General features: G+C 66.4%; 24 protein-coding genes. 15 read left to right on the top strand and 9 right to left on the bottom strand.

The window, feature by feature from the left end:
- The first annotated feature begins 100 nt into the window (after nt 1-100).
- Both CI41S_RS39905 and CI41S_RS39910 read left to right on the top strand, forming a co-directional pair.
- Nucleotides 101-850, top strand: coding sequence for a P-loop NTPase family protein (locus CI41S_RS39905; protein WP_139481842.1), 750 nt, complete (start codon nt 101-103; stop codon nt 848-850).
- A 60-nt stretch (nt 851-910) separates the two neighbouring features.
- The gene (locus CI41S_RS39910; RefSeq protein ID WP_139864462.1) at nt 911-1,579 is read left to right on the top strand and encodes a P-loop NTPase family protein; all 669 of its coding nucleotides are present in this window, start codon (nt 911-913) and stop codon (nt 1,577-1,579) included.
- Nucleotides 1,580-1,771: 192 nt separating this feature from the next.
- Here the strand turns inward: CI41S_RS39910 and CI41S_RS39915 are convergent, their stop codons facing one another.
- Together CI41S_RS39915 and CI41S_RS39920 are read right to left on the bottom strand one after the other, a co-directional pair.
- The gene (locus tag CI41S_RS39915) at nt 1,772-2,311 is read right to left on the bottom strand and encodes an adenine phosphoribosyltransferase (RefSeq protein WP_139481844.1); all 540 of its coding nucleotides are present in this window, start codon (nt 2,309-2,311) and stop codon (nt 1,772-1,774) included.
- A 149-nt stretch (nt 2,312-2,460) separates the two neighbouring features.
- Nucleotides 2,461-4,626 carry an anthranilate synthase component I gene (locus tag CI41S_RS39920; RefSeq protein WP_139864464.1) on the bottom strand — a complete coding sequence of 722 codons (2,166 nt, stop codon included), beginning with the start codon at nt 4,624-4,626 and terminating at the stop codon, nt 2,461-2,463.
- A gap of 330 nt (nt 4,627-4,956) precedes the next feature.
- Between CI41S_RS39920 and CI41S_RS39925 the strand changes: the two genes are divergently transcribed.
- Entirely contained in the window at nt 4,957-5,952 is a 996-nt protein-coding gene (locus CI41S_RS39925; protein WP_139864465.1) for a VOC family protein, read from the top strand.
- Between the two features lie 131 nt (nt 5,953-6,083).
- Here CI41S_RS39925 and CI41S_RS39930 read toward each other — a convergent pair whose 3' ends face one another.
- The 3 genes from CI41S_RS39930 to petA form a co-directional block, all read right to left on the bottom strand.
- Nucleotides 6,084-6,758, bottom strand: a complete 675-nt coding sequence (locus CI41S_RS39930; RefSeq protein ID WP_139864469.1) for a dienelactone hydrolase family protein — start codon at nt 6,756-6,758, stop codon at nt 6,084-6,086.
- Nucleotides 6,759-7,002: 244 nt separating this feature from the next.
- On the bottom strand, nt 7,003-9,075 hold the full coding sequence (locus CI41S_RS39935; RefSeq protein WP_139864471.1) for a cytochrome c1: 2,073 nt from the start codon (nt 9,073-9,075) through the stop codon (nt 7,003-7,005).
- Nucleotides 9,076-9,147: 72 nt separating this feature from the next.
- Entirely contained in the window at nt 9,148-9,678 is a 531-nt protein-coding gene (gene petA / locus CI41S_RS39940; RefSeq protein WP_139864473.1) for a ubiquinol-cytochrome c reductase iron-sulfur subunit, read from the bottom strand.
- Between the two features lie 276 nt (nt 9,679-9,954).
- Here petA and CI41S_RS39945 point away from each other — a divergent pair, with 276 nt between their 5' ends.
- The 6 genes from CI41S_RS39945 to CI41S_RS39975 all read left to right on the top strand — a co-directional run bounded on the left by CI41S_RS39945 (nt 9,955) and on the right by CI41S_RS39975 (nt 13,485).
- Nucleotides 9,955-10,422 (top strand): tRNA (cytidine(34)-2'-O)-methyltransferase, encoded by a 468-nt coding sequence (locus CI41S_RS39945; protein ID WP_139864475.1) that lies wholly within the window; start codon nt 9,955-9,957, stop codon nt 10,420-10,422.
- 10 nt (nt 10,423-10,432) lie between these two features.
- A complete protein-coding gene (gene queE / locus CI41S_RS39950; protein WP_139864477.1) occupies nt 10,433-11,065 on the top strand; it encodes a 7-carboxy-7-deazaguanine synthase in 633 nt (210 codons plus the stop codon).
- A 31-nt stretch (nt 11,066-11,096) separates the two neighbouring features.
- A complete protein-coding gene (locus tag CI41S_RS39955; RefSeq protein WP_139864479.1) occupies nt 11,097-11,462 on the top strand; it encodes a 6-pyruvoyl trahydropterin synthase family protein in 366 nt (121 codons plus the stop codon).
- 2 nt (nt 11,463-11,464) lie between these two features.
- The gene (gene hemF / locus CI41S_RS39960) at nt 11,465-12,355 is read left to right on the top strand and encodes an oxygen-dependent coproporphyrinogen oxidase (protein WP_172628382.1); all 891 of its coding nucleotides are present in this window, start codon (nt 11,465-11,467) and stop codon (nt 12,353-12,355) included.
- Nucleotides 12,346-13,083, top strand: coding sequence for an HAD family hydrolase (locus CI41S_RS39965; protein ID WP_139864480.1), 738 nt, complete (start codon nt 12,346-12,348; stop codon nt 13,081-13,083). Before hemF ends, CI41S_RS39965 begins: the two co-directional genes overlap by 10 nt.
- Before the next feature lie 117 nt (nt 13,084-13,200).
- Nucleotides 13,201-13,485 carry a DUF2158 domain-containing protein gene (locus CI41S_RS39975; protein ID WP_172628383.1) on the top strand — a complete coding sequence of 95 codons (285 nt, stop codon included), beginning with the start codon at nt 13,201-13,203 and terminating at the stop codon, nt 13,483-13,485.
- A gap of 93 nt (nt 13,486-13,578) precedes the next feature.
- Here CI41S_RS39975 and CI41S_RS39980 read toward each other — a convergent pair whose 3' ends face one another.
- From CI41S_RS39980 to CI41S_RS39995, 4 genes are read right to left on the bottom strand one after another with little or no spacing between them, the layout of a single operon-like run.
- The gene (locus CI41S_RS39980) at nt 13,579-14,835 is read right to left on the bottom strand and encodes a CCA tRNA nucleotidyltransferase (RefSeq protein ID WP_139864481.1); all 1,257 of its coding nucleotides are present in this window, start codon (nt 14,833-14,835) and stop codon (nt 13,579-13,581) included.
- Nucleotides 14,832-15,095, bottom strand: a complete 264-nt coding sequence (locus CI41S_RS39985; RefSeq protein WP_139482109.1) for a DUF6111 family protein — start codon at nt 15,093-15,095, stop codon at nt 14,832-14,834. The genes CI41S_RS39980 and CI41S_RS39985 overlap by 4 nt, the downstream gene beginning before the upstream one ends.
- Nucleotides 15,092-15,751 (bottom strand): CoA pyrophosphatase, encoded by a 660-nt coding sequence (locus CI41S_RS39990; protein WP_430650070.1) that lies wholly within the window; start codon nt 15,749-15,751, stop codon nt 15,092-15,094. The genes CI41S_RS39985 and CI41S_RS39990 overlap by 4 nt, the downstream gene beginning before the upstream one ends.
- A gap of 8 nt (nt 15,752-15,759) precedes the next feature.
- Nucleotides 15,760-16,416: a DUF1285 domain-containing protein gene (locus tag CI41S_RS39995; protein WP_139864483.1), complete on the bottom strand. Its 657-nt coding sequence runs from the start codon at nt 16,414-16,416 to the stop codon at nt 15,760-15,762.
- A 229-nt stretch (nt 16,417-16,645) separates the two neighbouring features.
- Here CI41S_RS39995 and CI41S_RS40000 point away from each other — a divergent pair, with 229 nt between their 5' ends.
- The 6 genes from CI41S_RS40000 (at nt 16,646) to CI41S_RS40025 (ending at nt 26,651) form a co-directional block, all read left to right on the top strand.
- On the top strand, nt 16,646-17,650 hold the full coding sequence (locus tag CI41S_RS40000) for an AAA family ATPase (protein ID WP_139482112.1): 1,005 nt from the start codon (nt 16,646-16,648) through the stop codon (nt 17,648-17,650).
- Nucleotides 17,650-18,591, top strand: a complete 942-nt coding sequence (locus CI41S_RS40005) for a DUF58 domain-containing protein (RefSeq protein ID WP_139864484.1) — start codon at nt 17,650-17,652, stop codon at nt 18,589-18,591. Before CI41S_RS40000 ends, CI41S_RS40005 begins: the two co-directional genes overlap by 1 nt.
- Nucleotides 18,591-21,392 carry a DUF4159 domain-containing protein gene (locus CI41S_RS40010; protein WP_139864737.1) on the top strand — a complete coding sequence of 934 codons (2,802 nt, stop codon included), beginning with the start codon at nt 18,591-18,593 and terminating at the stop codon, nt 21,390-21,392. Before CI41S_RS40005 ends, CI41S_RS40010 begins: the two co-directional genes overlap by 1 nt.
- Nucleotides 21,393-21,515: 123 nt before the next feature.
- A complete protein-coding gene (locus tag CI41S_RS40015) occupies nt 21,516-23,579 on the top strand; it encodes a hypothetical protein (protein ID WP_139864485.1) in 2,064 nt (687 codons plus the stop codon).
- A gap of 153 nt (nt 23,580-23,732) precedes the next feature.
- Complete coding sequence (locus tag CI41S_RS40020; protein ID WP_139864486.1) at nt 23,733-24,155, top strand: DUF2946 family protein; 423 nt, start codon at nt 23,733-23,735, stop codon at nt 24,153-24,155.
- 108 nt (nt 24,156-24,263) lie between these two features.
- Nucleotides 24,264-26,651 carry a TonB-dependent receptor gene (locus CI41S_RS40025; RefSeq protein ID WP_139864487.1) on the top strand — a complete coding sequence of 796 codons (2,388 nt, stop codon included), beginning with the start codon at nt 24,264-24,266 and terminating at the stop codon, nt 26,649-26,651.
- The last annotated feature ends 87 nt before the right edge of the window (nt 26,652-26,738 follow it).

The following is a 26,738-nucleotide window of genomic DNA, read 5'->3' on the forward strand; positions in this document are numbered from 1 at the left end:
TTTGAATTCCCCCTCGTTTCTGCCATGTTCGCGCCCAAAGCAGATGTGGGGACTTGCCGATCGCCATCGCGGTCGGGAGCGCGCTTTTATAAGGACTTCCATGGCAAAGCCAGTCGTGATCGTGGTGGGCGCAGACAAGGGCGGGGTCGGCAAGACCACGGTCTCGCGGACGCTCCTGGACTATTTCAGTGCCAATAACGTGCAGACCCGGGCATTCGACACCGAATCGCCGCGCGGCACGCTGAAGCGCTTCCATCCTGACATCACCGAGATCGTCGACATGACGACGACCGCGGACCAGATGAAGATCTTCGATACGCTGAATTCCGGTCCGTCGGTGACCGTGATCGACGTCCGCGCCGGCCTCTTGTCGCCCGCGCTGGCCTCGCTGCGCGACATCGGCTTCCTGGACGCGGCGCGCTCCGGCCAGATCACCTTCGCCGTGTTCCATATCCTGGGCCCGTCGATCGCCTCGCTGGACGAGATCGCCGAGACGTCCAGCTTCATGACCGGCGCGAAATATTACCTGGTCAAGAACTTCATCAACGACACCCAGTTCTTCCAGTGGGATCAGTCGACCTACAATTCCTACTTCCACCGCATCAAGGATGCGACCGACCTCACCATCCCCAAGCTCAACGAAATGGCCTATGAGCAGGTCGAGGTCGCCTCGGTTCCATTCCTGAAATTCGTCGCCAACAAGCTGATGACCGACGACGCCGCGAACTACTCCTTCGTGCTGCGCGGCTATGTCCGGCACTGGCTGGCCAACGTCTGGAGCGAGTTCGACCGGATCAAGCTGACCGACCTGGTCGGCGCCAAGTCGACCACCCGCGGCGGCGAAAAATAGTCGCGATCCCGCCCGCGATGGGGCTGGATTAGGGGAAAATTTGGATTGATATAACGGGCGATGTCGTCCACGCCCGTTTACATCATCTGCTCGCCCCGCCCGCAGGTCGGCAAGACGCTGATCGCGCGGCTGCTCAGCGAATTCCTGCTCCTGAAGAACGGGGCGGTGCTGTCCTTCGACATCAACCTGAAGGAGCCGTCGCTGCTCGACTATCTGCCGCGGATCACCGAAACCGCCGATGTGATCGACACCTACGGCAAGATGCAGCTGATGGACCGGGTCATCGTCAATGACGGCATCGCCAAGGTGATCGACCTCGGCTACCACGCCTTCGACGAATTCTTCAAAATGTGCGACGAGATCGGCCTGATGAAGGAGGCGCTGCGCCGCCGCGTCGCGCCGGTGATCCTGTTCGTGGCCGATACCGACCGCGTCTCGGTGCGCAGCTACCAGATGCTGGAGGGCCTGATGCCGCCGAACGCGCTCGTCGTCATCGACAACGAGTTCGTGGTGCGCGGCGAGCTGCCGCCGGCCATGACCCGCAGCCGCATCCTGCGCCTGCGCGCGCTGCCGGTGTTTTTGAAGACCTATATCGACCGGCTGAGCTTCTCCTTCACCGGCTATCTGCGCCAGGAAAAGGATTCCTCGACCGAGCTGCACCAGTGGATCCGCAAGAACTACACCACGTTCCGCGATCTCGAACTCAGCATGCTGCTGCAAAGGTCGTAGTTCTCCCTCGCCCCGCTCTCTTGTCCGCCGAAGCCCGCCTTCGGGCGAAGGCGGATGCGGGGAGAGGGTTGGGGTGAGGGGCTCTCTCCGCAAATTCGATCAACATTGGAGTGCGCGGAGACTCCCCCTCACCCGGATCGCATTGGCATGCGATCCGGCCTCTCCCCGCAAGCGGGGCGAGGCGAAGGAAGATTAATGCCCCTCGAACGCCATCAGGGTGCGCACCGGGACGTCCATCGCGCGCAGCTTGGCGGCGCCGCCGAGATCGGGCAGGTCGACGATGAAGCAGGCCGCGACCACGTCGGCGCCGATCTGGCGCAGCAGCTTCACCGCACCCTCCGCGGTGCCGCCGGTCGCGATCAGGTCGTCGACCAGGATCACGCGCTCGCCGGGCTGCACCGCGTCGGCGTGCATCTCCATCTCGTCGATGCCGTACTCCAGCGAGTAGGCGATCCGCACCGTGGTGTGCGGCAGCTTGCCCTTCTTGCGGATCGGCACGAAGCCGGCCGAGAGCTGGTGCGCCACCGCGCCGCCGAGGATGAAGCCGCGGGCCTCGATGCCTGCGACCTTGTCGACCTTCGATCCGGCCCAGGGATGCACCAACTCGTCGACCGCGCGACGGAACGCGCGGGCGTCCGCGAGCAAGGTCGTGATGTCGTGAAACAGGATGCCCGGCTTGGGGTAATCCGGGATGTGACGAACGGTCGACTTGATGTCCTGGTCGAAGGTCATTGCTCTCGCTTTCTCCGCGTCGTCATTGCGAGCCAACGGGTCGGCGCGTAGCGCCGCCCGATGACAGGTTCCGCGAACCAATCCATCCCTCCGCACCTGCGGGGAAATGGATTGCTTCGTCGCTTCGCGCCTCGCAATGACGGTTCAAATCAATTCGCTCCCGGGTTAAGCCGGAACGCATTCTCCACGATACGCAGTCCCACCTCGCCCCCGAGCGACATCAGCGACTCCGGATGGAACTGGACGCCGGCGACCGGCAGCGTCTTGTGCTCGATCACCATTGCAACGCCGTCCTCGGTGGTCGCGGTCACATCAAGCACATCGGGCACGCTGTCGCGCTCGACGTAAAGCGAATGATAGCGGCCGATCACGATCTCGTTCGGCAGGTTCCGCATCAGCCGACCGCCGCGCACCTGGACGCGCGCGGGCCGACCATGGGCAGGCTGCCCGAGCTGGCCGAGCTGGCCGCCAAAATACTCGCCGATCGCCTGTACCCCCAAGCAGACGCCGAAGATCGGCAGCTGCTTCTCCAGCGCCGTGCCGATGGTCTTGGCGATGCCGAAATCCTCAGGGCGCCCCGGCCCCGGCGACAGCACCAGCAAATCCCAGCCCTTCCGCTTCAGCATGTCCTGGGCATGGATATGCCGGACCACGGTGACATTGGCGCCGACCTGGCGGAAGTAATCCGCCAGCATATGCACAAAGCTGTCGTCGTGATCGATCAGCAGCACATTCTTGCCAGAGCCGGTGGCATCGGGCGCGGAGTCGGACAGCGGCTTCGGCGGATCGCCGCGCAGCGCCTGGAACAGCGCGGCGGCCTTGACCTGGCACTCGCGGTCCTCGGCCGCCGGATCGGAATCGAACAGGCAGGTGGCGCCGACGCGCACCTCGGCGAGGCCGTCCTTCATGCGGATGGTGCGGATGGTGAGGCCGGTGTTGATGCTGCCGTCGAAATTCACCGCCCCGATCGCGCCGGCATACCAGCGCCGCGGCGAGCGCTCGTGATCCTCGACGAACTGCATCGCCCACAGTTTTGGCGCGCCGGTCACCGTCACCGCCCAGGCGTGGGTCAGGAAGGCGTCGAGCGAGTCAAAACCCGGGCGCAGCATGCCCTCGACATGATCGACGGTGTGGAACAGTTTCGAGTAGGTCTCGATCTGCCGCCGCGCCAGCACCTTGATGGTGCCGGGCACGCAGACGCGCGCCTTGTCGTTGCGGTCGACGTCGGTGCACATGTTGAGCTCGAACTCGTCCTTTTCCGAGTTCAGGAGCTTGCGGATCTGCTCGGCGTCGCCGATCGAGTCCGAGCCGCGCGCGATGGTGCCGGAGATCGGGCAGGTCTCGACCCGGCGGCCGTCGGAGCGCACGAACATCTCCGGCGACGCGGAGACCAGGAACTCGCCGTCGCCGAGATTCATCAGCGCGCCATAGGGCGAGGGATTGATGCGGCAGAGCCGCTGGAACACTTCCGCCGGCGAACGCTCGCAGGGCTCGGCGAACAGTTGCCCGGGCACCGCCTCGAACAGATCGCCGCGGGCGAATGCCGCGCGCGCGGTCTCCACCGTCGCCTGGTATTCGCCGGGCGCGTGATCGGCAAACCCCTGCCGGCCGGTCTTGGCGTAGAGGCTCGGCGCGGTCTCGTGTGCGAGACCTAAGGTGGATTTGCCCTTCCACGCGAATTCGTAAGTGAGCGCCACGCCGCGGCCGGTGGCGCGGTCATAGGCCAGCAGGCGATCCGGCACGTAGAGCACGATGTCGCGCTGGTCGGCCTCGCGGGCGCGCTTCTGCACAAGGTCCTCGATCTGGAACACGAGGTCGTAGGCGAAGGCGCCGAACAGCCCGAGCAGCGGGTCGGCATTGGACGTGAACGCCGCCACTATGTCACGCACCAGCGACATCACGCTGGCGCGGCGGGTGCGCTGGTCCTCCTCGACCGGCGCGGCGCCGCGGATGATGTGGCCGGACAGCCTGGTCGCGCTGCGCTCGCTGATCACGACACAGGGCTCGCGCAGCACGTCGCCGAGGAAGGCGATCAAGACCTCGCCGCGCGGGTTCAGCGCGGACAGCGAGAAGTCGGTGCCCGAGGTTTCCAGCACCAGCGGCGGATCGGCAAAGCCGAGATCAAAGCTCTCGTAGCGGCCCGGCACTGTGGTGCCCGAGGACAGCACCACGCCGCGGCGGCGGTCGAGCAGCGCGATCAGGTCGTCGAGGCGGCTGGCGCCGCCGGTGAACTGCTCGACCACGCGCGCGACCGCAAGGCCGCCATTGGTCAGGTATTCGCTTCGGGCCGGCAGGGAGAAGACTGTCCTGTTCATGTGATCCTCTTACGAGACTTGCCGAGAGAGCGCCACACAGGACAAGGGAAGGTACCGTCGCACTGCGATGGCGACCTTCGACGATTTTGGGGAATGAAATCGCACCGGCCACCTATGAGAAGGTGGGCCACCAACGACGGGATGGGCTGGCAACGGCGCGCATGGCCGTTACTCACCACCGGGCGCGGGCCCTGTCAAGGGAGGGGGCGAGCCCCTGCCCCGCTCCGGGACACCCTTTTTCCGGTTTGAACGGACGGAATTCCGCGTAGGATTTGCGCCCAACGGCGGCCGATCGACCGCCCAAAAAACAGACAATGGCGGAGCGCGCGCATGGCGATTTTGGGTCTCGGATATGCCGGGTTCGGTTCGGACGCCCTCGACGACTGGCGGCAGTTCGGCACCGGCCTGGTGGGCTTGCAGGCGATCGAGCGCGGCAACTCGCTGCTCGCGTTTCGAATGGACGACCGCAAGCAACGCATCGTGATCGACCGTGCACAGGGCGAAGGCACGCGCTTCTTCGGCTGGGAGGTGGCGGATGCCGCCGCGCTCGACGCGCTGGCGGCGCGGCTCGAGCGCGCCGGCGTCGGCGTGACCGCCGAGCCGCAGGCGCTCGCCGACGCGCGGCGGGTGCGCTCCCTGATCTCGTTCCACGATCCGGCCGGCAACCGCCTCGAGGCTTTTCACGGCGCGGAGATCGACGACACGCCGTTCAAGCCGGGGCGGTCGATCTCCGGCTTCCGCACCGGGCCGCAAGGCCTCGGCCACGCCGTGCTGACCGTCGAGCACCTTGAGCCGGTGATGGCGTTCTATGTCGACGTGCTCGGCTTCGGCCTCAGCGACTACATCGAAAAACCGTTCCGCGCCTATTTCTTCCACGTCAACCCGCGCCACCACTCGCTGGCGCTGATCGAGACCGGCACCAACGGCATGCATCACCTGATGATGGAGCTGTTTTCGCTCGACGACGTCGGCCAGGCCTATGACATCGCGATGAAGGAAGACCGCGTCAATGTCACGCTCGGCCGCCACACCAACGATCTGATGACGTCGTTCTACGCCAAGTCGCCGTCGGCCTTCATGGTCGAGTGCGGCTGGGGCGGCCGCGAGATCGATCCGGCGAGCTGGACGCCGTTCGAGATGCATGACGGCCCGAGCCTGTGGGGCCATGAGCGGGTCTGGCTGTCGCCGGAGGACCGCGCCATCGCGCGCGAGATGCGGATGCGCGCCGCCGCCGAGGGCAAGCGCGCGCCGGTGCAGGTGATGGAGGGCAATTTCAAGCTGATGTCGGGGACCTGCCCGTGGTGGGACGGGGTGCGCAACAATTGACACTGTGTAGCCCGGATGGAGCGCAGCGCAATCCGGGACCACCTTCTCAACAGAGGCTGTCCCGGATTGCGCTTCGCTCCATCCGGGCTACAGACTTCGCCGGGACGACGCCGATGGTGGTGCAGGCAGCGCTACCCCAGATGCTTGCGGAAAAACTCCGTCGCGCGGCCCCAGGCCAATTCCGCGCACTGCCGGTCGTGGACCGACAGGCGCTGCTCGTTGCCGAAACCGTGCTCGGCGTCGTAGCGGAACAGTTCCAGTGATTTGCCGGCGGCCTTCATGCCCTTCTCGAAACCATCGACCAGCGCCGGCGTGCACCAGTCGTCCTTGTTGGCAAAATGGCCCTGCAGCGGAATCCGGACGTCGGCCGGCTTGGCCGCCTGCTCCGGCGGAATGCCGTAGAACACCACGCCGGCCGTCAGTTCCGGGATCTTGGTGGCGCCGATGATCGTTACCGCGCCGCCGAGGCAGAAGCCGGTGAGGCCGACCTTGGTGCCGTTCTTGCCGAGGTATTGCGCGGCGCCGCGCACCGTCTGCGTGGTGGCGTCCATGAAGTCGAGCGAGTTCATCTCTTTGGCGGCCGCGTCGGTGTCGTGATACGGCACCACGGTGCCCTTGTAGAGGTCGGGCGCCAGCGCATCGAAGCCGGCCAGCGCGAAGCGGTCGCACATGCCCTTGATCTGGTCCTGCAGGCCCCACCATTCCTGGATCACGACCACACCCGGCGCATTGCCGCGCGCGGCATTGGCGAGATAGCCCGACGCATCCTTGCCGTCCGGACGCTTGAAGCTGATGATCGTACCCATAGTTTCCTCCGCGATGTTTGCCGGCCGATTAGGCGGCATTCTGTCCGTACTCGGTGACGGACGCAATTGACGACACCGTCATTCCGGGGCGATGCGTCAAGCATCGAACCCGGAATCTCGAGATTCTCAGGTGCGCAATTGCGCACCATAGTTCGCTCTGGCGAGCGCCCCGGAATGACGTACCTCGAAAACAAAAAAGCCCCCGCAGGGGCTTTTTCACGATCGCGATACGGCGGCCTTCGCGTCAGTGCGCGTCGGCCCAGACCTTCTTCTTGGTGAAGTACATCAGACCGGCGAAGATGATCAGGAACGCGAACACCTGCATGCCGAGGCGCTTGCGCGCTTCCATATGCGGCTCGGCGGCCCACATCAGGAACGTCGTGACGTCGTGGGCATACTGCGCAACCGTCGCCGGCGAGCCGTCGTCAAAGGTCACCTGGCCGTCGGACAGCGGCTTCGGCATCTTGATCGCGTGGCCGGGGAAGTACTTGTTGTAGTACGAGCCCTCCGGGATCGTGACGCCGGCCGGCACCTTGTCCTCGAAGCCTTGCAGGATGGCGTCGACGTAGTCGGGTCCCTGCTCCTGATACTGGCTGAAGAAGTCGATCACGAACCGCGGGAAGCCGCGCTTGTAGGACCGCGCCTTGGCGATCAGCGAGAGGTCGGGCGGCGCCGCGCCGCCATTGGCCGCGCGTGCGGCCTGCTCGTTCGGGAACGGTGACGGGAAGTAGTCTGCCGCACGGCCCGGACGCTCGAACATCTCGCCCTGGTCGTTCGGACCGTCCTTGATCTTGTACTCGGACGCGAACGCCGAAGCCTGCGCCGGCGAGTAGCCGGGGCCGCCGGGATCGGCGAGGTTGCGGAACGCGACATAGGACAGACCGTGGCAGGCCGCGCAGACTTCCTTGTAGACCTTCAGGCCACGCTGCAGCGAACCGCGGTCATAGGTGCCGAAAGGGCCGGAGAACGACCATTTCTGCGCCGGCGGCGCATCGCCGCCCTCCTCGGCCTTGGCGGTCTGGGTGCTGCCGGCGAACAGGCCACCGGCCACCACCAGCGCAAGCATCACGGACGCGGCGGTCGCGACCTTGCCCTTGCTCTTCGCCAGCACGTCGTCGGCGATCGAGTTCGGCACCGGCCGCGGCGTCTCGATCCGCGAGAGCAGCGGCAGCACGATCAGGAAGTAGGCGAAGTAGCAGACCGTCAGGATGCGGCCCGCGATCACGTAGATGCCTTCCGGCGGCTGCGAGCCGAGATAGCCGAGCCCGATGCAGACCACCACGAAGATCCAGAAGAACTGCTTGGCCAGCGGACGGTACTTCGACGAGCGGGTCCTCGCGTTGTCGAGCCAGGGCAGGAACGCCAGGATGATGATGGCGCCGAACATGCAGGCCACGCCGGCGAGCTTGTTCGGGATCGAGCGCAGGATCGCGTAGAACGGCAGATAGTACCATTCGGGCACGATGTGCGCCGGCGTCACGCCCGGGTTCGCCGGAATGTAGTTGTCGGCGTCGCCGAGATAGTTCGGCATGTAGAAGATGAACCAGGAATAGAAGATCAGGAAGCAGGACACGCCGAACATGTCCTTGATCGTCGCATGCGGCGTGAACGGCACGCTGTCCTTCTCGGTCTTCATTTCGACGCCGGCCGGATTGTTCTGGCCCGCGACGTGCAGCGCCCAGACGTGCAGCACGACCACGCCGGCGATCACGAAGGGCAGCAGATAGTGCAGCGAGAAGAAGCGGTTCAGCGTCGGGTTGCCGACCGCATAACCGCCCCACAGCAGCGTCACGATGCTTTCGCCGAAGTACGGGATCGCCGAGAACAAGTTGGTGATGACGGTAGCGCCCCAGAAGCTCATCTGGCCCCACGGCAGCACGTAGCCCATGAAGCCGGTCGCCATCATCAAGAGGTAGATGATGACGCCGAGGATCCACAGCACCTCGCGCGGCTCCTTGTACGACCCGTAATAGAGGCCGCGGAACATGTGGATATAGACCGCGAAGAAGAACATCGACGCGCCGCACGCGTGCATGTTGCGCAGCAGCCAGCCGTAATTGACGTCGCGGACGATCAGCTCAACCGATTTGAAGGCGAAGTCGGCATGCGGCGTGTAGTGCATCGCCAGGATCACGCCGGTCAGGATCTGCAGCGCCAGCATCATCGACAGGATGGCGCCGAAGGTCCACCAGTAGTTCAGGTTGCGCGGCGTCGGATAGGCCACGAACGAGGAGTGGATCAGGCCGAAGATCGGAAGGCGCCGTTCGATCCACTTCAAGGCGGGGTTGGTCGGTTGAAAATCGGATGGTCCGCTCATTGATGCGATCCTGAGAAGAAAAACGACGCGATGGGTTCCGAGTGCAGGCCGAAGCCCCGGATGGTCCGGGGCTTAGCCGATCTGGATTTTGGTGTCGGAAACGAAGGTGTAGGGCGGCACTGCCAGGTTGGCGGGCGCGGGCCCCTGGCGGATACGGCCGGAGGAATCGTACTGCGAGCCGTGGCAGGGGCAGAAGAAGCCGTCGTAATTGCCCTCATGGGCGATCGGGATGCAGCCGAGATGGGTGCAGATGCCGATCACGACCAGCCACTGATCGTGGCCCGCCTTGACGCGCGCCGAGTCGGGCTGCGGATCGGGCAGACTCGAGAGCGCCACGCTCTGGGCTTCCTGGATCTGTTTCTTGGTGCGATGGCTGATGTAGATCGGCTTGCCGCGCCAGAAGACCTTGATGTCCTGTCCCTCGGCGATCGGCGTCAGGTCGACCTCGATCGGCGCACCGGCCGCAATTGTCGCAGCGTCCGGGTTCATCTGGGAAACCAGCGGCCACACGGTGGCGGCTGCGCCGACCGTAGCGACGGCCCCGGTTGCAACAAAAAGGAAATCACGGCGTGTCGGATGGTCCGCCGAAGACGCTGTCGTCACGTTTCCAAGCCCTTTCATATCCGCAGCCGGTGGAACCGCCCCGGAGACGCAGAACGCGCCCAGGAAAGGCTGCCGGCGCCCGCGGCCCCCGCGGCGGCAGAAAACCGCCATTCCACACCCCAAACGGCGGAACAGCAGTCCAGAATCGTTCTATTGGCACCCTTGCCGGACAAGCGCAAGCCCGCTATCGGCTCGCAAGCGTGCAATGCACGAAATCCGCCCCGGGCGATGTTTTATTGAGACAATTTCATCCAGTCTTCACAGGCCGTGAGCACCATGCAGATCGCGCTGTTTCAGCCCGATATTCCCCAGAATACAGGGACCATCCTGCGGCTCTGCGCGTGCCTGGACGTCTCAGCCCATATCATCGAACCGGCGGGTTTTGACACCTCGGACCGGCATTTCCGCCGGGCGGGTATGGACTATCTCGACCATGTGCGGTTGAAGCGTCACGACTCATGGTCGAAGTTCGAGGAATGGCGCGCCGAGGCCTCCTGCCGGCTGATCCTGTTCACGACCAAGGCGGCGAAGTCCTATCTTGATTTCGCCTATGCGGCCTCCGATGTGCTGCTGTTCGGGCGCGAGACGGCAGGGGTCACCGATGCGGTGGTGGCGGCCGCGGATGCGCGGCTCTTGATTCCGATCAAGCCGCCCTTGCGCTCGCTCAATGTGGCGGTCACGGCGGCGATGGCGGTCGGCGAGGCGCTGCGCCAGACCGGCCAGATGCACGACCAGGTAAGTTAGAGGATTTTTGGTGAGCTACGCGGTCAAGGAGATCTTTCTCACCCTGCAGGGCGAAGGCGCCCATGCCGGCCGCGCCTCCGTGTTCTGCCGCTTCGCCGGCTGCAATCTGTGGAGCGGCCGCGAGCAGGATCGCGCCGGCGCCGTGTGCCGGTTCTGCGACACCGACTTCGTCGGCACCGACGGCACGCTCGGCGGGCGCTATCCCGACGCGGCCGCGCTGGCCGACACCATCGCCGCGCAATGGACCGGAGGCGAAGCCGACCGCTACGTGGTGCTGACCGGCGGCGAGCCGCTGCTGCAGGTCGATACGCCCCTGATCGAGGCCCTGCACGGCCGCGGCTTTGCCATCGCGATCGAGACCAACGGCACCATCGCCCCGCCCGACGGGCTCGACTGGATCTGCGTCAGCCCCAAGGCGGCCGCCGAGCTCGTGGTGCGCAAGGGACATGAGCTCAAGCTGGTCTATCCGCAGCCGGAGAACCGGCCGGAGGACTTTGCCGGCCTCGCCTTCGAGCGCTTCTCGCTGCAGCCGATGGACGGCCCGGACGTGATCGAGAACACCGAGCGCGCGATCGCGTATTGCCTGAAGCACCCGCAATGGCGGCTCAGCGTGCAGACGCACAAGGCGCTCGGCATCCGATGAACTCCCTTACCGAATTGGATTGTTGAAAGAGATGTGGGAATTGACGAAAGCGTTTCGGTTCGAGGCTGCGCACGCGCTGCGAGGGACGACCCTTGGCGCCGACAGCGAGGAGATCCACGGTCACTCCTTCCGCGCCGAAGTCACGGTGCGCGGCACGCCGGATCCGGCGACCGGGATGGTGGTCGATCTAGGCGTGCTCGAACAGGCCATGGCGGAAGTGCGGAAGACGCTCGACCACAAGCTGCTCAACAAGATCGAGGCGCTCGGCCCGCCGACGCTGGAAAACCTCTCGCGCTTCATCTGGGAGCGGCTGCAGCATGCCGGAAAACCGACCCGCGTCAGCGTCCATCGCGACAGCTGCAACGAGAGCTGCACCTATTACGGACCGCAGGGATAGAAATGCTCCCCACAGACCCCGCCATCACCGAGGACCGCAAGGCCCGGGCCCGCAGCTGGTTCGAGGCGCTGCGCGACGACATCTGCGTCGCGCTGGAGAAGCTCGAGGACGACGCCCCGGCCACGCTCTATCCCGGCGACGCCGGCCGCTTCACGCGCACGCCGTGGGACCGCACCGACCACTCCGGCAAGCCGGGCGGCGGCGGCGTGATGTCGATCATGAAGGGCCGGCTGTTCGAGAAGGTCGGCGTGCACTGCTCGACCGTGCATGGCGAATTCGCTCCCGAATTCCGCGCGCAGATTCCCGGCGCCGCCGACGATCCGAGGTTCTGGGCCTCGGGCATCTCGCTGATCGCGCATTTGCGCAATCCGAACGTGCCGGCGGTGCACATGAACACGCGCTTCGTCGTCACCACGAAGGCGTGGTTCGGCGGCGGCGCCGATCTGACGCCGGTGCTGGACCGGCGGCGCACCCAGGACGATGCCGATACGGTCGCCTTCCATGCTGCGATGAAAGAGGCGTGCAGCAGTCCTGTCGCCGACTATGAGAAGTACAAGAAGTGGTGCGACGAGTATTTCTACTTGCCGCATCGCAAGGAGGCGCGCGGCATCGGCGGCATCTTCTATGACTGGCACGACAGCGGCGATTGGGACGCCGACCTCGCCTTCACGCAAGACGTGGGACGCAGCTTCCTGAAGATCTATCCCGAGCTGGTGCGGCGCAATTTCGCGCAAGCGTGGAGCGCCGCGGACCGCGACGAGCAGCTGGTGCGCCGCGGCCGCTATGTCGAATTCAACCTGCTCTATGATCGCGGCACCATCTTCGGCCTGAAGACCGGCGGCAATGTCGATTCGATCCTGTCGTCGCTGCCGCCGGAGGTGAAATGGCCGTGAGAGACCTGCCGCGCGCGATGCTGATCGACATGGATGACACCATCCTGTCGGCCTATGGCCGCCCCGAGATCGCCTGGAATACGATCGCCAGCGAATTTGCCGATGAACTCGCACCCCTGCCGCCGGAGCAGGTCGCGACCGCGCTGCTGGCGTCGGCGCGAAAATTCTGGTCGACGGCGGAGCCGATCTGGCGGATCAGGCTCGGCGAGGCGCGGCGCCTCACGGTGCGGGGCGGCTTCGCGGCGCTCGCCGCCGACGGCCACCGCGCGCTGCCGGACGAACTCGCCGACCGCATCGCCGATCGCTTCACCGCCTATCGCGAGGAGGAGATGTTCGTCTTCCCCGGCGCGCATGAGGCGATCGACGCCTTCAAGGCGCTCGGCATCAAGCTCGCATTGGTCACCAACGGCGCCGCCGACATGCAGCGCGCCAAGGTCGAGCGCTTTGCGCTCGGCCATCGCTTCGATCATATCCAGATCGAGGGCGAGCACGGTTTCGGCAAGCCGGAGGAGCGTGCCTATCTGCACGCGATGCAGGCGCTCGGCGTCACCGCGCCGGACACCTGGATGGTCGGCGACAATCTGGAGTGGGAAGTCGTGGCGCCGCAACGGCTTGGCATCTACGCGATCTGGATGGACGTGCACGGCGTCGGATTACCGGTGGGGTCCACGATCAAGCCGGACCGCATCATCCGCTCGCTGGCCGAGTTGGTGCCTGCCGCGCGCTAATAACGCCGCATCGGCCGTTTTCCACGTCAATTGATCGCGTGAGCAGCGGTCCGTGATCGGACTGTCATCACCGCTCGCTAGCCTGCCGGCCGCGTCATCAAGCGCGGAGGGAAGATCATGGAACTGAAGCCAGGCGATGTTGTCATCCTGAAGTCCGGCGGTCACCCGCTGACGGTGGTGGAAGTCAACGAGGAAAACGTCGAGTGTCTCTGGATGGGTGTCGACGGCGACCTGTTTCGCGAGACGCTGCCGGTCATCGCGCTCGAATCGACCGAGCTCGATCCGGAAGAGGATGAAGCGGAAGACGACGAAGAGGAAGACGAGGACGAGGACGAGGAAGAAGAGGACGACGAGGACGAGGACGACGACGGCGACCGCAAGAAGAAGCGCAAGGCGGCGTAGCATTTCCGGTGCGATGCTGCCTGGCGCAACGCCGGCGGCATCGCCTCCGCCCCTCTTCGGCGCGGCCGCATCATCGCCGCGCCACCGTTGCTGTTACAGCCGATGGTCGCGGGTGAACCGGGCGACGGTCTGGTCGGCGATATCGGACAGCGTCTTCGGCTCCAGCGGAAAGTCCGCGGCGAGCCAGGCGTCCTCGGCCAGCGTCAGAACATGTCCCAGCGCCGGCCCCTCGGCAATTCCGCGTGCGATGAAATCCGACGCCCGCAACGGAAAATGCGGCGCGCGCCAGCGCTGCGGCAGCGTGGCGAGCGCGCGCCATTGCTCGACGTCGCCGCGGGTGCCGCTGCGCGCCCAAGCCAGCAACAGCCGGTCGCGATAGGCGTCGTCGCCGAGCCGGTAGAGCCGGCGCCGCGCATGCGCCTCGTCCATGCCGGGCAGGCGCCACCAGCGATGCCCCATCGAATCCAGCGCCTTGGCCTCAGTGTTGGAGAGCCGCAGCCGGCCCGCGATGCGCCGCGCGTCCTCGGTCACCGCGACCGTCAGCGCGGCGAGCCGTCGCATCGCGCTCGGCGAAAGCTCCATGCAGCTCTCGATCCCGATCATCGCCGCGAACGGCCCGGTATAGGCGACGCCGCCGAACAGCGGCTGCAGCAGGCCGCCATCGCCCATCGCGACCACCGCGGCCGCTGCGCCGTCGGCGACCACGAGCTTGAGCATCTCCATGCGGATGCGTTCGGCGGAAAGCTCGCCAAGTCCGTCGCGCCCGCTGACGCAGGCGAGATAGCCGGCGCGATCGACCTCGCCTTCGCCATAGGCGGCGTGGAAGCGGAAGAAGCGCAGGATGCGCAGGTAATCCTCGGCGATGCGCCGCGCGGGATCGCCGATGAAGCGCACCCGGTTTGCAGCGATGTCGTCCAGCCCGCCGACGTGATCGTGCACGACGCCATCCGCATCGACCGACAGGCCGTTGATGGTGAAATCGCGCCGCTCGGCGTCACGCACCCAGTCGCGCCCGAACGTCACCTTCGCCTTGCGGCCATAGGTCTCGGTGTCCTCGCGCAGCGTCGTCACCTCGAACGGCTGGCCCTCGACCACCAGGGTCACGGTGCCGTGCTCGATGCCGGTCGGCACGCTCTTGATGCTGGCGCGCTTGGCGCGGCGCACCACCTCGTCGGGCAGCGCCGTGGTCGCGATATCGATGTCACCGAGCGGAATCTTCATCAGGGCGTTGCGCACCGCGCCGCCGATCACCCGCGCCTCCTCGCCGTCGGCATTGAGCAGCGCCAGCACGCGCGCCGCCGGGCCCGAGGCGAGCCACGGCGCATCGGACAGAAGGCGCGCCTCGCTCATTTCTCAACTCCGGGCACCAGCTTGCCGTTCTCGATATGGGCAGGCACGTAGGTCGAGTTGGGCGGCGCGCCGGTATACTCGGCGAGCAGCAGGAAGCTGACGATGACCAGGACGAGGGCCGCGAGCGTCAGCTTCGCCAGCATGTCGAGCGGCCAGGACGCCGGCAGCGTCACGCCGGCGCGCGTGGCCATGAGGAAGACGGCATAGGCGACGAACGGGATCAGGAAGACACCGACCTCGGTCAGCACCGTGCGGATCATGACAGATAGATCCGCTCATACAGCACGCGCAGGATGCCGGCGGTCGCGCCCCAGATGTAGCGCTCGGCGAACGGCATCGCGTAATAGGAACGGTCCATGCCGCGGAATTCCTTGGTATGGATCTGGTGATTTTCCGGATTCATCAGGAATGCCAGCGGCACCTCGAAGGCATCGACGACCTCGGCCTCGTTGATATCGAGCGCAAAGCCGGGCTCCACCTTGGCGACCGTCGGCAGGATGCGGAAGCCGAATGCGGTGCCGTAGAGGTCGAGATAGCCGACCGGATCGATATATTCCCGCTTCAGCCCGACTTCCTCGCACGCCTCGCGCAGCGCGGCGTCGAGCGGCGAGGCGTCGGTCGCGTCGATCTTGCCGCCGGGAAAGGAAATCTGCCCGGCATGGCTCGACAGATGCGGCGAGCGCTGCGTCAGCAGCACCGTCGGCTCGGGGTGATCGACCACCGGGATCAGCACCGCGGCCGGCCGCACCGGCTGTTCTTTGGCTACGATCTCGAGCATGCGGTCGTTACCGGAGTCTCCGGTGCGCGGAATGATATGCGGATCGACCAGCCCCGCCGGCACCTCGAAATTGAGCCGGGCGCGGGCCCGCGCAAAAAATTCCGACGAGCCGATCCTCGCGGGCTGCGCCTTCACCATCGGCTCGTTCAAAGCGCGTCCCTCACCTGCTTGGCATCCGCCATCGCGAAGAATTCGCCGCCGGACTCGATGCCGAACATCTCTTCACCATCGACCATCCGCGCCTCGCCCATGTCAACCAGATCGTAATAGAGCGCGCGGGTCACCTTGGCCCAGAGGTCGGCGCGGACATGCAGATAGGGCGTCAGCCCGCCATCCTCGGCAGCCTCGAATCGGAGACCGTGGCCCTGCTCGCAATCGACCCAGTCGTCGACATTGGTGCGGAACCTGAGCAGACGCCCGCGCGCGTCGTGCTGCGTCTGCATTTCCACGGCAAGGAACGGTGCATCGTCGACGCGGATCCCGACCTTCTCCACCGGTGTCACGAGAAAGTGCTTGCCGTCCTCGCGCTTCAGAATGGTGGAGAACAGCCGCACCAGCGCCGGCCGGCCGATCGGCGTTCCCATGTAGAACCAGGTGCCGTCGGGCGCGATTCGCATGTCGAGATCGCCGCAAAACGGCGGATTCCACAGATGAACCGGCGGCAGGCCCTTGCGCCCGGCAGGACCCGATGTCGCAGCCTGGTTGGCCGCGGCAGTGAGCCCGTCGAGGCCGGTCTTTTCGAGACCCTTGCCTGCGATATCCGTGGTTTCCCTGCCCTGACCCGTTTGCCCTTGCTTCGCCATTGTTTGCCTTAAAGTTTCAACCCTCAATCTGGCACGTTTTGTGTACGTCTTCTGAGATGTGGTCGGGACGTCATTCTCGCCACATCGTGATGCCGTTCATACCCCGAAATGCCGATAAGGTGGGGATAGTTTAATTCAACGAATACATGGCCTTCTCACCGGTTTAGCATGTGGGCCATGACATGACGACGCGCCGATGCGGTGCGAATGTCGAGAAGGAGCGGACCGAATGGCTGGTGTAGACAGCGTCGAGAAACTGGAGGACGTGATCGTCCGTTCGGCCGAGCAGGTCGCGGGCCAGATTCGAGCCGCCAAGGAGGCGGTGTCCACCGTCATCTTCGGCCAGGACCAGGTAATCGAAAACACCCTGGTGACGATCCTGTCCGGCGGCCACGCGCTGCTGATCGGCGTCCCCGGCCTTGCGAAAACAAAACTGGTCGAGACGCTCGGCGTCACGCTCGGGCTCGATGCCAAGCGCATCCAGTTCACGCCCGATTTGATGCCGTCGGACATTCTCGGCGCCGAAGTGTTGGACGAGAGTTCGGCCGGCAAGCGCTCGTTCCGCTTCATCGCGGGTCCGGTGTTCGCGCAGCTGTTGATGGCCGACGAGATCAACCGCGCCAGCCCGCGCACCCAGTCGGCGCTGCTGCAAGCCATGCAGGAGCAGCACATCACCATTGCCGGCGCGCGGCATGATCTGCCGAAGCCATTCCATGTGCTGGCGACGCAGAACCCGCTGGAGCAGGAGGGCACCTATCCGCTGCCCGAGGCACAGCTCGACCGCTTCCTGATGGAAATCGACGTCGACTATCCCGATCGCGACGCCGAACGGCGCATCCTGTTCGAGACCACCGGTGCCGAGGAAACGGCGGCGAAACCTGCGATGGATGCCGAGACGCTGCTCACGGCACAGCGGCTGGTGCGCCGGCTGCCGGTCGGCGATTCCGTGGTCGAGGCGATCCTGTCGCTGGTCCGCGCCGCGCGCCCCGGCCCCGACGGCGGTGAATCCGGCAAGCTGATCGCCTGGGGACCGGGTCCCCGCGCCAGCCAGGCCCTGATGCTCGCGGTGCGCGCCCGTGCGCTGCTCGACGGGCGGCTCGCGCCCTCGATCGACGACGTGCTCGACCTTGCCGAACCCGTGCTCAAGCATCGCATGGCGCTGACTTTCTCGGCGCGCGCCGAAGGGCGCACCATTCCGGACGTGATCAAGCAATTGAAGACGCGGATCGCTTGATGGCCGCTGACAACAAGCACAAGGACGAGGAGAATGTTGCGGTTCGACGTGCAGATGGCGAAAGCCGATCGCTCGCCGCTTCGCTGCCGCGCCTGGTGCTTGAGGCCCGCCGCATCGCCGCCAATGTGATTCACGGCCTGCACGGCCGCCGTCGCGCCGGCGCCGGCGAAAGCTTTTGGCAGTATCGCCGCTTTGTCTCCGGCGAGCCGGCGCAGCGCGTCGACTGGCGCCGCTCCGGACGCGACGACCATCTCTATGTCCGCGAGCAGGAATGGGAGGCCGCGCACACCGTGTGGATCTGGCCCGACCGCTCGCCGTCGATGGCCTTTGCCTCGCGCGATGCGCGCGACAGCAAGCTCGAGCGCGGCCTGATCGTCGCCTTCGCGCTTGCCGAGCTCTTGGTCGCCGGCGGCGAACGCGTCGGCATTCCCGGCCTGATGAATCCGACCGGCAGCCGCGCCGTGATCGACAAGATGGCGCAGGCGATGCTGCACGATGACAAGACGCGCGCCAGCCTGCCGCCGTCCTTCGTGCCGTCATCGCTCGCCGAGATCGTGGTGCTGTCGGACTTCTGGTCGCCGATTGCGGAGATCACCGCCATGCTGGGCGGGCTCGCCTCGTCGGGCGCGCATGGCACGCTGATCCAGGTGGTCGATCCCGCCGAAGAGACCTTTCCCTATTCCGGCCGCGTCGAATTCGTCGAGCCGGAGATCGGCAGCGTCATCACCGCGGGCCGCGCCGAAAGCTGGACGACCGACTACGTCGCCCGCGTCGCGCTGCATCGCGACCAGATCCGCGCCGAGACCAACCGGCTCGACTGGCTGTTCTCGACCCACACCACCAGCCGCTCCGCGGCCGAGCTGCTGTTGTTCCTGCATGCCGGTATGATGGTGAACAAGGGCGGCGGACGCACCACCGTCAAGGCGGGACGCAGCGCATGATCGCAGGCCTCCCCCTCTCCTTTGCCGAACCGCTGCTGCTGCTGGGCCTGCTCAGCCTGCCCGTGCTGTGGTGGCTGCTGCGCGTGATGCCGCCGCGGCCGCGGCGCATCGAATTCCCGCCGACCCGGCTGTTGTTCGACATCGCGCCCAAGGAGGAGACGCCGTCGCGCACGCCGTGGTGGCTGACCTTGCTGCGGCTTGCCGCTGCAGCCCTCGTCATCCTCGCCGCCGCCGGCCCGATCTGGAATCCGCAAACCGGCATCGCGGCAAGCAAATTGCCGCTGGTGATCCTGCTCGACGACGGCTGGAGCTCCGCCTCGAGCTGGGATGCGCGGATCAGGGCGGCGGACGAGCTGGTCACCGATGCCGACAGCGACCGCCGCGGCGTCGCGCTGGTGCCGTTGTCGGAGCCGGCGCGCGACATCACGCTGATGCCGGCCGGCGCCGCCCGCGTCGCGCTGCGCCAGCTGGCGCCAAAACCCTATTCGGTTGACCGCGTTGAAACCCTCACGGCGCTTGGACGTTTCCTCAAATCGACCGGCGATTGCGATATCGCCTGGCTGTCGGATGGCGTCGACACCGGCCGCGGCAGCGAATTCACCGAAGGCCTTGGCAAGGTGATCGAGGGCCGCAATTTGACGATCTTCTCGGGCGGCGCGCCGTCCGCGCAGGCGCTGGTCGCGGCCGAGAACGCCGCCGCCAAGATGACCGTGAAGGTGCTGCGTACCGAGACCGGCGTTGCCGGCGGCACGGTGCGTGCGGTCGACGCCAAGGGCTCGCCGATCGGCGAGGCCCGCTACGCATTCGCTCCGCAGGAGCGCGAGACCGAGGCCGCCTTCGATCTTCCGGTCGAACTCCGCAACGACATCGCGCGGCTCGAAATCTCCAGCGAGCGCTCGGCCGGCGCCGTGCAGCTGCTCGACCGGCGCTGGCGCCGCCGCGCGATCGGGGTGGTCTCGGGCTCGAGCAGCGACACTGCGCAGCCGCTGCTGGCCTCGACCTTCTATCTCTCCCGCGCGCTGTCGCCATTCGCCGATATCAGGCTCGGCGATCGCGGCGCGCCGCAGCAGGTGATCGCGCAATTCCTCGATCAGCGGCTGCCGATGATCGTGATGGCCGATGTCGGCACGCTGTCGCCGGAGATCCGCGACCGCCTCAACGCCTGGATCGACCAGGGCGGCGTGCTGGTGCGCTTCGCCGGTCCGCGCCTCGCGCAGGCCGATGACGACCTCGTGCCGGTTAAATTGCGCAAGGGCGGCCGCACGCTCGGCGGCAGCCTGACCTGGGAGAAGCCGCAACACATGGCCTCGTTCGCCGCCGACGGGCCGTTCAACGGCCTCACCGTGCCCAAGGACATCACCGTCAACCGGCAGGTGCTGGCCGAACCCGATGCTGTGCTCGCAACCAAGAGCTGGGCGTCGCTGGAAGACGGCACGCCGCTCGTCACCGGCGAGCACCGCGGCAAGGGCGTGGTCAGCCTGTTCCATGTCGGCGCCGACATGCGCTGGTCGGACCTGCCGATGTCCGGCACCTTCGTCGAGATGCTGCGGCGGCTGATCGACATGTCCGGCTACACCTCGACGCCCGGCCCCGGCGTCGCCAGCGATCCTGCGGCCGCGACGGTGGCGCCGCTGCGCACGCTCGACGGGTTCGGCGCATTCGGTCCGCCGCCGTCGACCGCCAAGCCGATGCCGGCGGATTATCGCGACCGCGCCACGGCAGATCATCCGCCCGGCTTCTACGGTCCGGCGGAAAGCCCGATCGCGGTCAACACCCTCGCCTCCGCCGACCGCATCGCGCCGATCGACACTTCCGGCCTGAAGGCGCAGCATGCGAGCTACACCAACACCGAGCCGCGCGACCTGCGCGGCATCATGCTGTCGACCGCGCTGGCGCTGTTCCTGATCGACGCGATCGTGGTGGCGATGCTCGGCGGCGGCATTGCCGCGCTGCTGCGGCGGCGCGCGGCGCCCGCCGTCCTTGTCCTCGCCTTCGTGCTGGCGGCGATGTCGCCCTCGCCGAGCTGCGCCGAGAGCAGCGACGACTTTGCCATCAAGTCGGTGTCGCAGACCCGGCTCGCCTATGTCGTCACCGGCAATGCCGACATCGATTCCGTCGTCAAGGCCGGGATGTCCGGGCTGACGCTGTTCCTGGCGCAGCGCACCGCGCTGGAGGCCGGCGATCCCGTCGGCGTCGACCCGGCGCACGACGAGCTGGCGTTCTTCCCGCTGATCTACTGGCCGATCGTGCCGGGCGCGGCGAAGCCGCCGCAGGACGCCATCAACAAGATCGACGCCTACATGAAGCAGGGCGGCACGGTGATCTTCGACACCCGCGACGCCGTCGAGGCGCCGCCGGGCGACAATGGCGGCGCGCAGACGCCGGCGATGCAGACGCTGCGCGAATTGCTGTCGACCCTCGACATCCCCGAGCTCGAGCCGGTGCCGCGCGAGCACGTGCTGACCAAGACGTTCTATCTGCTGCGCGACTTCCCCGGCCGCTTCAACAACGGCCAGACCTGGGTCGAGGCGCTGCCGCGCGACGACGACGACGAGGCCGCGCAGCGCCCGGCGCGCGGCGGCGACGGCGTGTCGCCGATCATCATCACCTCGAACGACCTCGCCGGCGCCTGGGCGATCCGCCCCGACGGCCAGCCGATGCTGCCGCTGACGCCGGGCGAGCCGCGCCAGCGCGAATTCGCCTTCCGCGCCGGCGTCAACATCGTGATGTACACGCTGACCGGCAACTACAAGGCCGACCAGGTGCACGCGCCTGCCCTGATCGAGCGGCTGGGACAATGAGATGCGAGTGATACATTCAACCGCCCACACCGTCATTCCGGGATGGTGCGTCAGCACCAGACCCGGAATCTCGAGATTCCGGGTTCGATGCTGCGCATCGCCCCGGAATGACGGAGTGACGCCATGAACTACGGCATCGCGTTCACACCGCTGGTCCCCTCGCTCGTGCTGTGGCTCGCGCTCGGCGCGATCGTGGTGATCGCCGCGCTGCTGCTGGTGGCGCGGTCGCGCGGCGCCGCAGTGCGTGTCGCCGCGCTGGCGCTGATCCTGCTCGCGCTGGCCAATCCCTCCTTCACCCGCGAGGACCGCGAGCCGCTGTCCTCGGTCGCCGCGGTCGTGATCGACAAGAGCCCGAGCCAGAATTTCGGCACCCGCAACGAAGAGACCGACAAGGCGCGGCAGGCGCTGGTCGACAGCCTGAAGCAGATCAGGGGCCTCGAAGTCCGCGTCGTCGAGGCCGGCCAGGCCGACGGTGAGACCGACGGCACCAAACTGTTCGGCGCGCTGTCATCGGCGCTGTCGGACGTTCCGGTCGAGCGCGTCGCCGGCGCATTCATGATCACCGACGGCCGCGTGCATGACATTCCGTCCAACGCCCAGGCGCTCGGCTTCCAGGCGCCGGTGCATGCGCTCATCACCGGCCGCAAGGACGAGCGCGACCGCCGCATCGCGATCACGGCGGCGCCGCGCTTCGGCATCGTCGGCCAGACCCAGACCATCACCTTCCGGCTCGACGACCAGGGCGTTGTCGGCGAGCGCGCCAAGGTCACCGTCCGCCGCGACGGCGAGACGATCAACGAGCGCACGATGAGCAGCGGCCAGACCGCCAGCGTCGACATCGACATCAAGCACGCCGGCCAGAACATCGTCGAGATCGAGGCCTCGCCGCTCGCCAACGAGCTGACGCCGGTGAACAACCGCGCCGTGGTCGCGATCGACGGCGTGCGCGACCGGTTGCGCGTGCTGCTGGTCTCCGGCGAGCCGCATGCCGGCGAGCGCACCTGGCGCAACCTGTTGAAGTCCGATCCCAGTGTCGACCTCGTGCACTTCACCATTCTGCGGCCGCCGGAGAAGCAGGACGGCACGCCGATCAACGAGCTGTCGCTGATCGCGTTTCCGACCCGCGAGCTGTTCCAGCAGCGCATCAACGACTTCCAGCTGATCATCTTCGATCGCTACGCCCGCCAGGGCGTGCTGCCGATCGCCTATTTCGACAACATCGCGCGCTACGTCCGCTCCGGCGGCGCGGTGCTGGTCTCTGCCGGGCCCGACTACGCCTCGACCACCAGCATCTGGCGCACGCCGCTGGATTCGGTGCTGCCGGCCGAGCCGGTCGGCGTCACCGAAAAGCCGTTCTATGCGCACTTGAGCGATGCCGGAAAACGCCACCCGGTGACGCGCGGGCTGGAGGGCGCGAACGCCGAGCCGCCGCATTGGAGCCGGTTCTTCCGCACCGTCGATACCCGCAACGCGATCAACCCGCCGGTCATGACCGGCGCCGACGGCAAGCCGCTGCTGCTGCTGTCGCGCTTCGGCGAAGGCCGCGTCGCGCTGCTGCTGTCCGACCATATCTGGCTGTGGGCGCGCGGCTATGAGGGCGGCGGCCCGCATCTCGATTTGTTGCGGCGGATGTCGCACTGGCTGATGAAGCAGCCCGACCTCGACGAAGAGTCGCTGCGCATGCAGGTGCAGGGCAAGGACCTGATGGTGGTGCGCCAGACCATGGCCGACACCGTCTCGCCCGTCACTGTGACGTCGCCGGGCGGCACCACGCGCGAATTGACCCTCACCGCCGGCGATCCCGGCGAGTGGCGTGCAACGCTGCCCGCCAATGAGCTCGGCCTGTGGCAGGCGACCGACGGCACGCTGAAGGCGCTGATCAATGTCGGCCCGACCAATCCGAAGGAGTTTTCGGAAGTCACCTCGACCACCGAGATGCTGAAGCCGCTGGCGCAGGCGACCGGCGGCGACGCGCGGCGCATCGTCGACGGATCGAGCCTCGATATGCCCCGCGTGGTGCCGGTGCGCGCCTCCTCGATCTTCCGCGGCGACGGCTGGCTCGGCGTCAAGATGCGCGACGCCAGCGTCGTCAAGGGCGTCGGCGTGCTGCCGATGTTCGCCGGCATCGTTGGCCTGCTGCTGCTGCTCGGCGCATTCGCGGCGACCTGGCTGCGCGAAGGACGCTGAAGCGGGACGCGTTGCGTCAATCACACACCGGCAACTGATCGACACGGTTCATCTGGCCGACGGTTGACATCACCATCATCGTCAGATGTTATAATGTAACATCGGACGGCATGGGGTCGTGACGCCGTTCCGATCGGGTGGGCGTCAATCGTCATGAAGTGGTTTCGGCGGCACATCAAAACTGGCTCGCGGCTGGCGCTGTTCGCGCTCGCCGTCCAGTTCGCGCTGTCGTTCGGCCATTTCCACCGGATTGCGGCCGCGCAGGCGGCTCCGGCGCTGCAAACCGGGCTGTCGCAGCTCGACTTCGCCTATCTCGGCACTTCGGCGACGCCGGACCTCGCGATCCAGGTGGTCCAGAAGCAGCCGCCAGCCCACCCCGACAATGACCCGCAGCCGGCCGACACTTGCGCGATCTGCGCCATCATCTCGCTGGCCGGCAACCTTCTGGCCGCGACCCCGCCGGTGCTGCTGTTGCCGGAAGCGGTGGAGTTTCTCCACCGCACCACCGATGCCGAATTCCTTCACCTGAAATCCGCGCCCGCGGCATTCCGCTCCCGCGCGCCTCCGCTGTCCTGATCGACTGACCGCCGTGCCCTCGCGCCTTCACGCCCTCAATCCGGGCGTCGGCGAAGGGAAATCGAAGTCGATCCGTCGCATCGGTCGACGGGATCAGGATCGGGACCAATGACATTCCAGGGACGACGAACACTCACCATCGGCGGAGCGAGCTGGCTCCTGCTGTGCGCGGCAAGCCACGGCGCGATCGCCGACGATACGCCATCGGCATCAACGCCGACGCAACTGCCTGACATCACCGTGACGGCGCCAAGCCCGATCCAGCGGCACCGGACCGTGACGACGCGCACGCCGACCCGCGCGGTCCGCGCCGCGCCAAGCCGCAATCGCGAGCGCGCGCCCGCCGCGCAGCCGGCGCCGGCTGTCGCCGCCGCGCCCGCCCCCCAGCAGGGCGTGCTGCCCGTGGTCACCGACCAGTTCGCCACCGTCACCGTGGTGCCGAACGAGGAGCTGCGGCGCCAGGGCGGCGCCACGCTCGGCGATCTGCTGTTTTCCAAGCCCGGCATCACCGGCTCGAGTTTTGCGCCCGGCGCCTCCAGCCGGCCGATCATCCGCGGCCTCGACGTCAACCGCGTCGGCATTGTCGAGAATGGCCTCGGCGGCGGCGGCGCCTCTGATCTCGGCGAAGACCATTTCGTGCCGATCGATCCGCTGTCGACCAACCAGGTCGAGGTGGTGCGGGGACCTGCCGCGCTGCGCTACGGCTCGACCTCGATCGGCGGCGTCGTCAGCGCCACCAACAACCGCATTCCCGATGCGATGCCGACCTGCACGGCCGCGCCGTTCCAAACCTATGGGCTTCCGGCAAAGGCGCCGCTCGCCGACGTCGGCTCGCCCGGTTGCCTCAACGTCGAGACCCGCACCTCGGTCAGCTCGGTCAATCGCGGCGTCGAGGGCGGCATGCTGCTGGACGCCGGCGGCAACAATGTCGCCGTGCATGCCGACGTCTATGGCCGCACGACCAGCGACTACAGCATCCCGAGCTATCCGTATCTGTTCGACCAGACCCGGCCGGTGAACGGCCGCCAGCCGAACTCTGCGACGCAGTCCGACGGCGCGTCGGTCGGCGCATCGTATTTCTTCCAGGGCGGCTATATCGGCGCATCGATCACCCAGAACGATTCGCTCTACCATATCCCCGGCATTGACGGCGCCGATCACCAGACCCGGATCGACGCGCACCAGACCAAGATCGCCGTCAAGGGCGAATACCGGCCCGACGCGGCCGCGATCGACGCAGTGCGGTTCTGGCTCGGTGCGACCGACTATCGCCACAACGAGCTCGGCCTTGCCGATCCGGCCGACTCATCCAGCGACGGCGTACGGCAGACCTTCACCAACAAGGAGCAGGAGGCCCGCGTCGAGGTGCAGATGATGCCGTTCAACGCGCGCTTCGCCACCGTGACGACGGCATTTGGTCTGCAAGCCGGGCACCAGGAACTGACCGCGCCGAGCCCTGACGATCCGACGAGCCCGCTCAACGGATTATGGGACCCCAACAAGAACAACAGGGTCGCTGGTTACGTATTCAACGAGCTAAAGTTCACCGACACCACCAAGGCACAGATTGCGGGGCGGATCGAACATATCGATCTCTCCGGCACAACTCCGGCTTTCATTCCCCCCATATTCGACGTGGCCACCGATCCCGCAAGCATCGGTCCAGCTACAGCGCAAAATCCGAATTTCACGCCCAAGAGCGGCAGCCTCGGCTTGATCCAGAATCTGCCGTGGGATCTGGTAGCAAGCGCGACCGCTCAATACGTCGAACGTGCGCCGAAACCGGCCGAGCTCTTTTCGCGCGGCCCCCACGATGCGACCGCCACCTTCGACATCGGCAATCCCAATCTCGGCATCGAAACCGCCAAATCGATCGAGATCGGCCTACGGCGGGCGACCGGACCGCTGCGGTTCGAGCTCACCGGTTACTACACCAGGTTCGACGGCTTCATATTCCGCCGGCTGACGGGCAACACATGTGACGAGAGCGCGTGCCAGCTGGGCCCCGGCCTCGAACTGAACCAAGCGCGCTACTCGCAGCGCGACGCGATCTTCCGCGGCGCCGAGTTCCAGAGCCAGCTCGACATCGGCCCGCTGAACGGCGGCATCTGGGGCATCGAGAACCAGTTCGACGTGGTGCGCGCCACCTTCACCGACGGCACCAACGTGCCGCGGATTCCGCCGGCGCGGCTCGGCGGCGGATTGTACTGGCGCGACAGCAACTGGTTTGCGCACATCAATCTGGTGCACGCCTTTGCGCAGAACGACATCGCTGTGATCGGCGAGACGCCGACCGCGGGCTACAATCTGCTCAATGCGGAGATCACCTACAACACCAAGCTGACGTCGTCATGGATCGGCGCCAAGGAGATGACGATCGGCCTGGTCGGCAAGAACCTGCTTAACCAGGACATCCGCAACTCCGTGTCCTACACCAAGGACGAGGTGCTGCTGCCCGGCATCGGCGTGCGCGCGTTCGCCAATCTGAAGTTCTGAGCCGAACGTTTCGAGCCAAAGCAACTCCCTCTGCCGTTCGCGGCAGAGGGAGTTACATTCGCGTAGCCCGGATGGAGCGAAGCGCAA

The organism is Bradyrhizobium ivorense, from assembly GCF_900696085.1.
GTDB lineage: Bacteria > Pseudomonadota > Alphaproteobacteria > Rhizobiales > Xanthobacteraceae > Bradyrhizobium > Bradyrhizobium ivorense.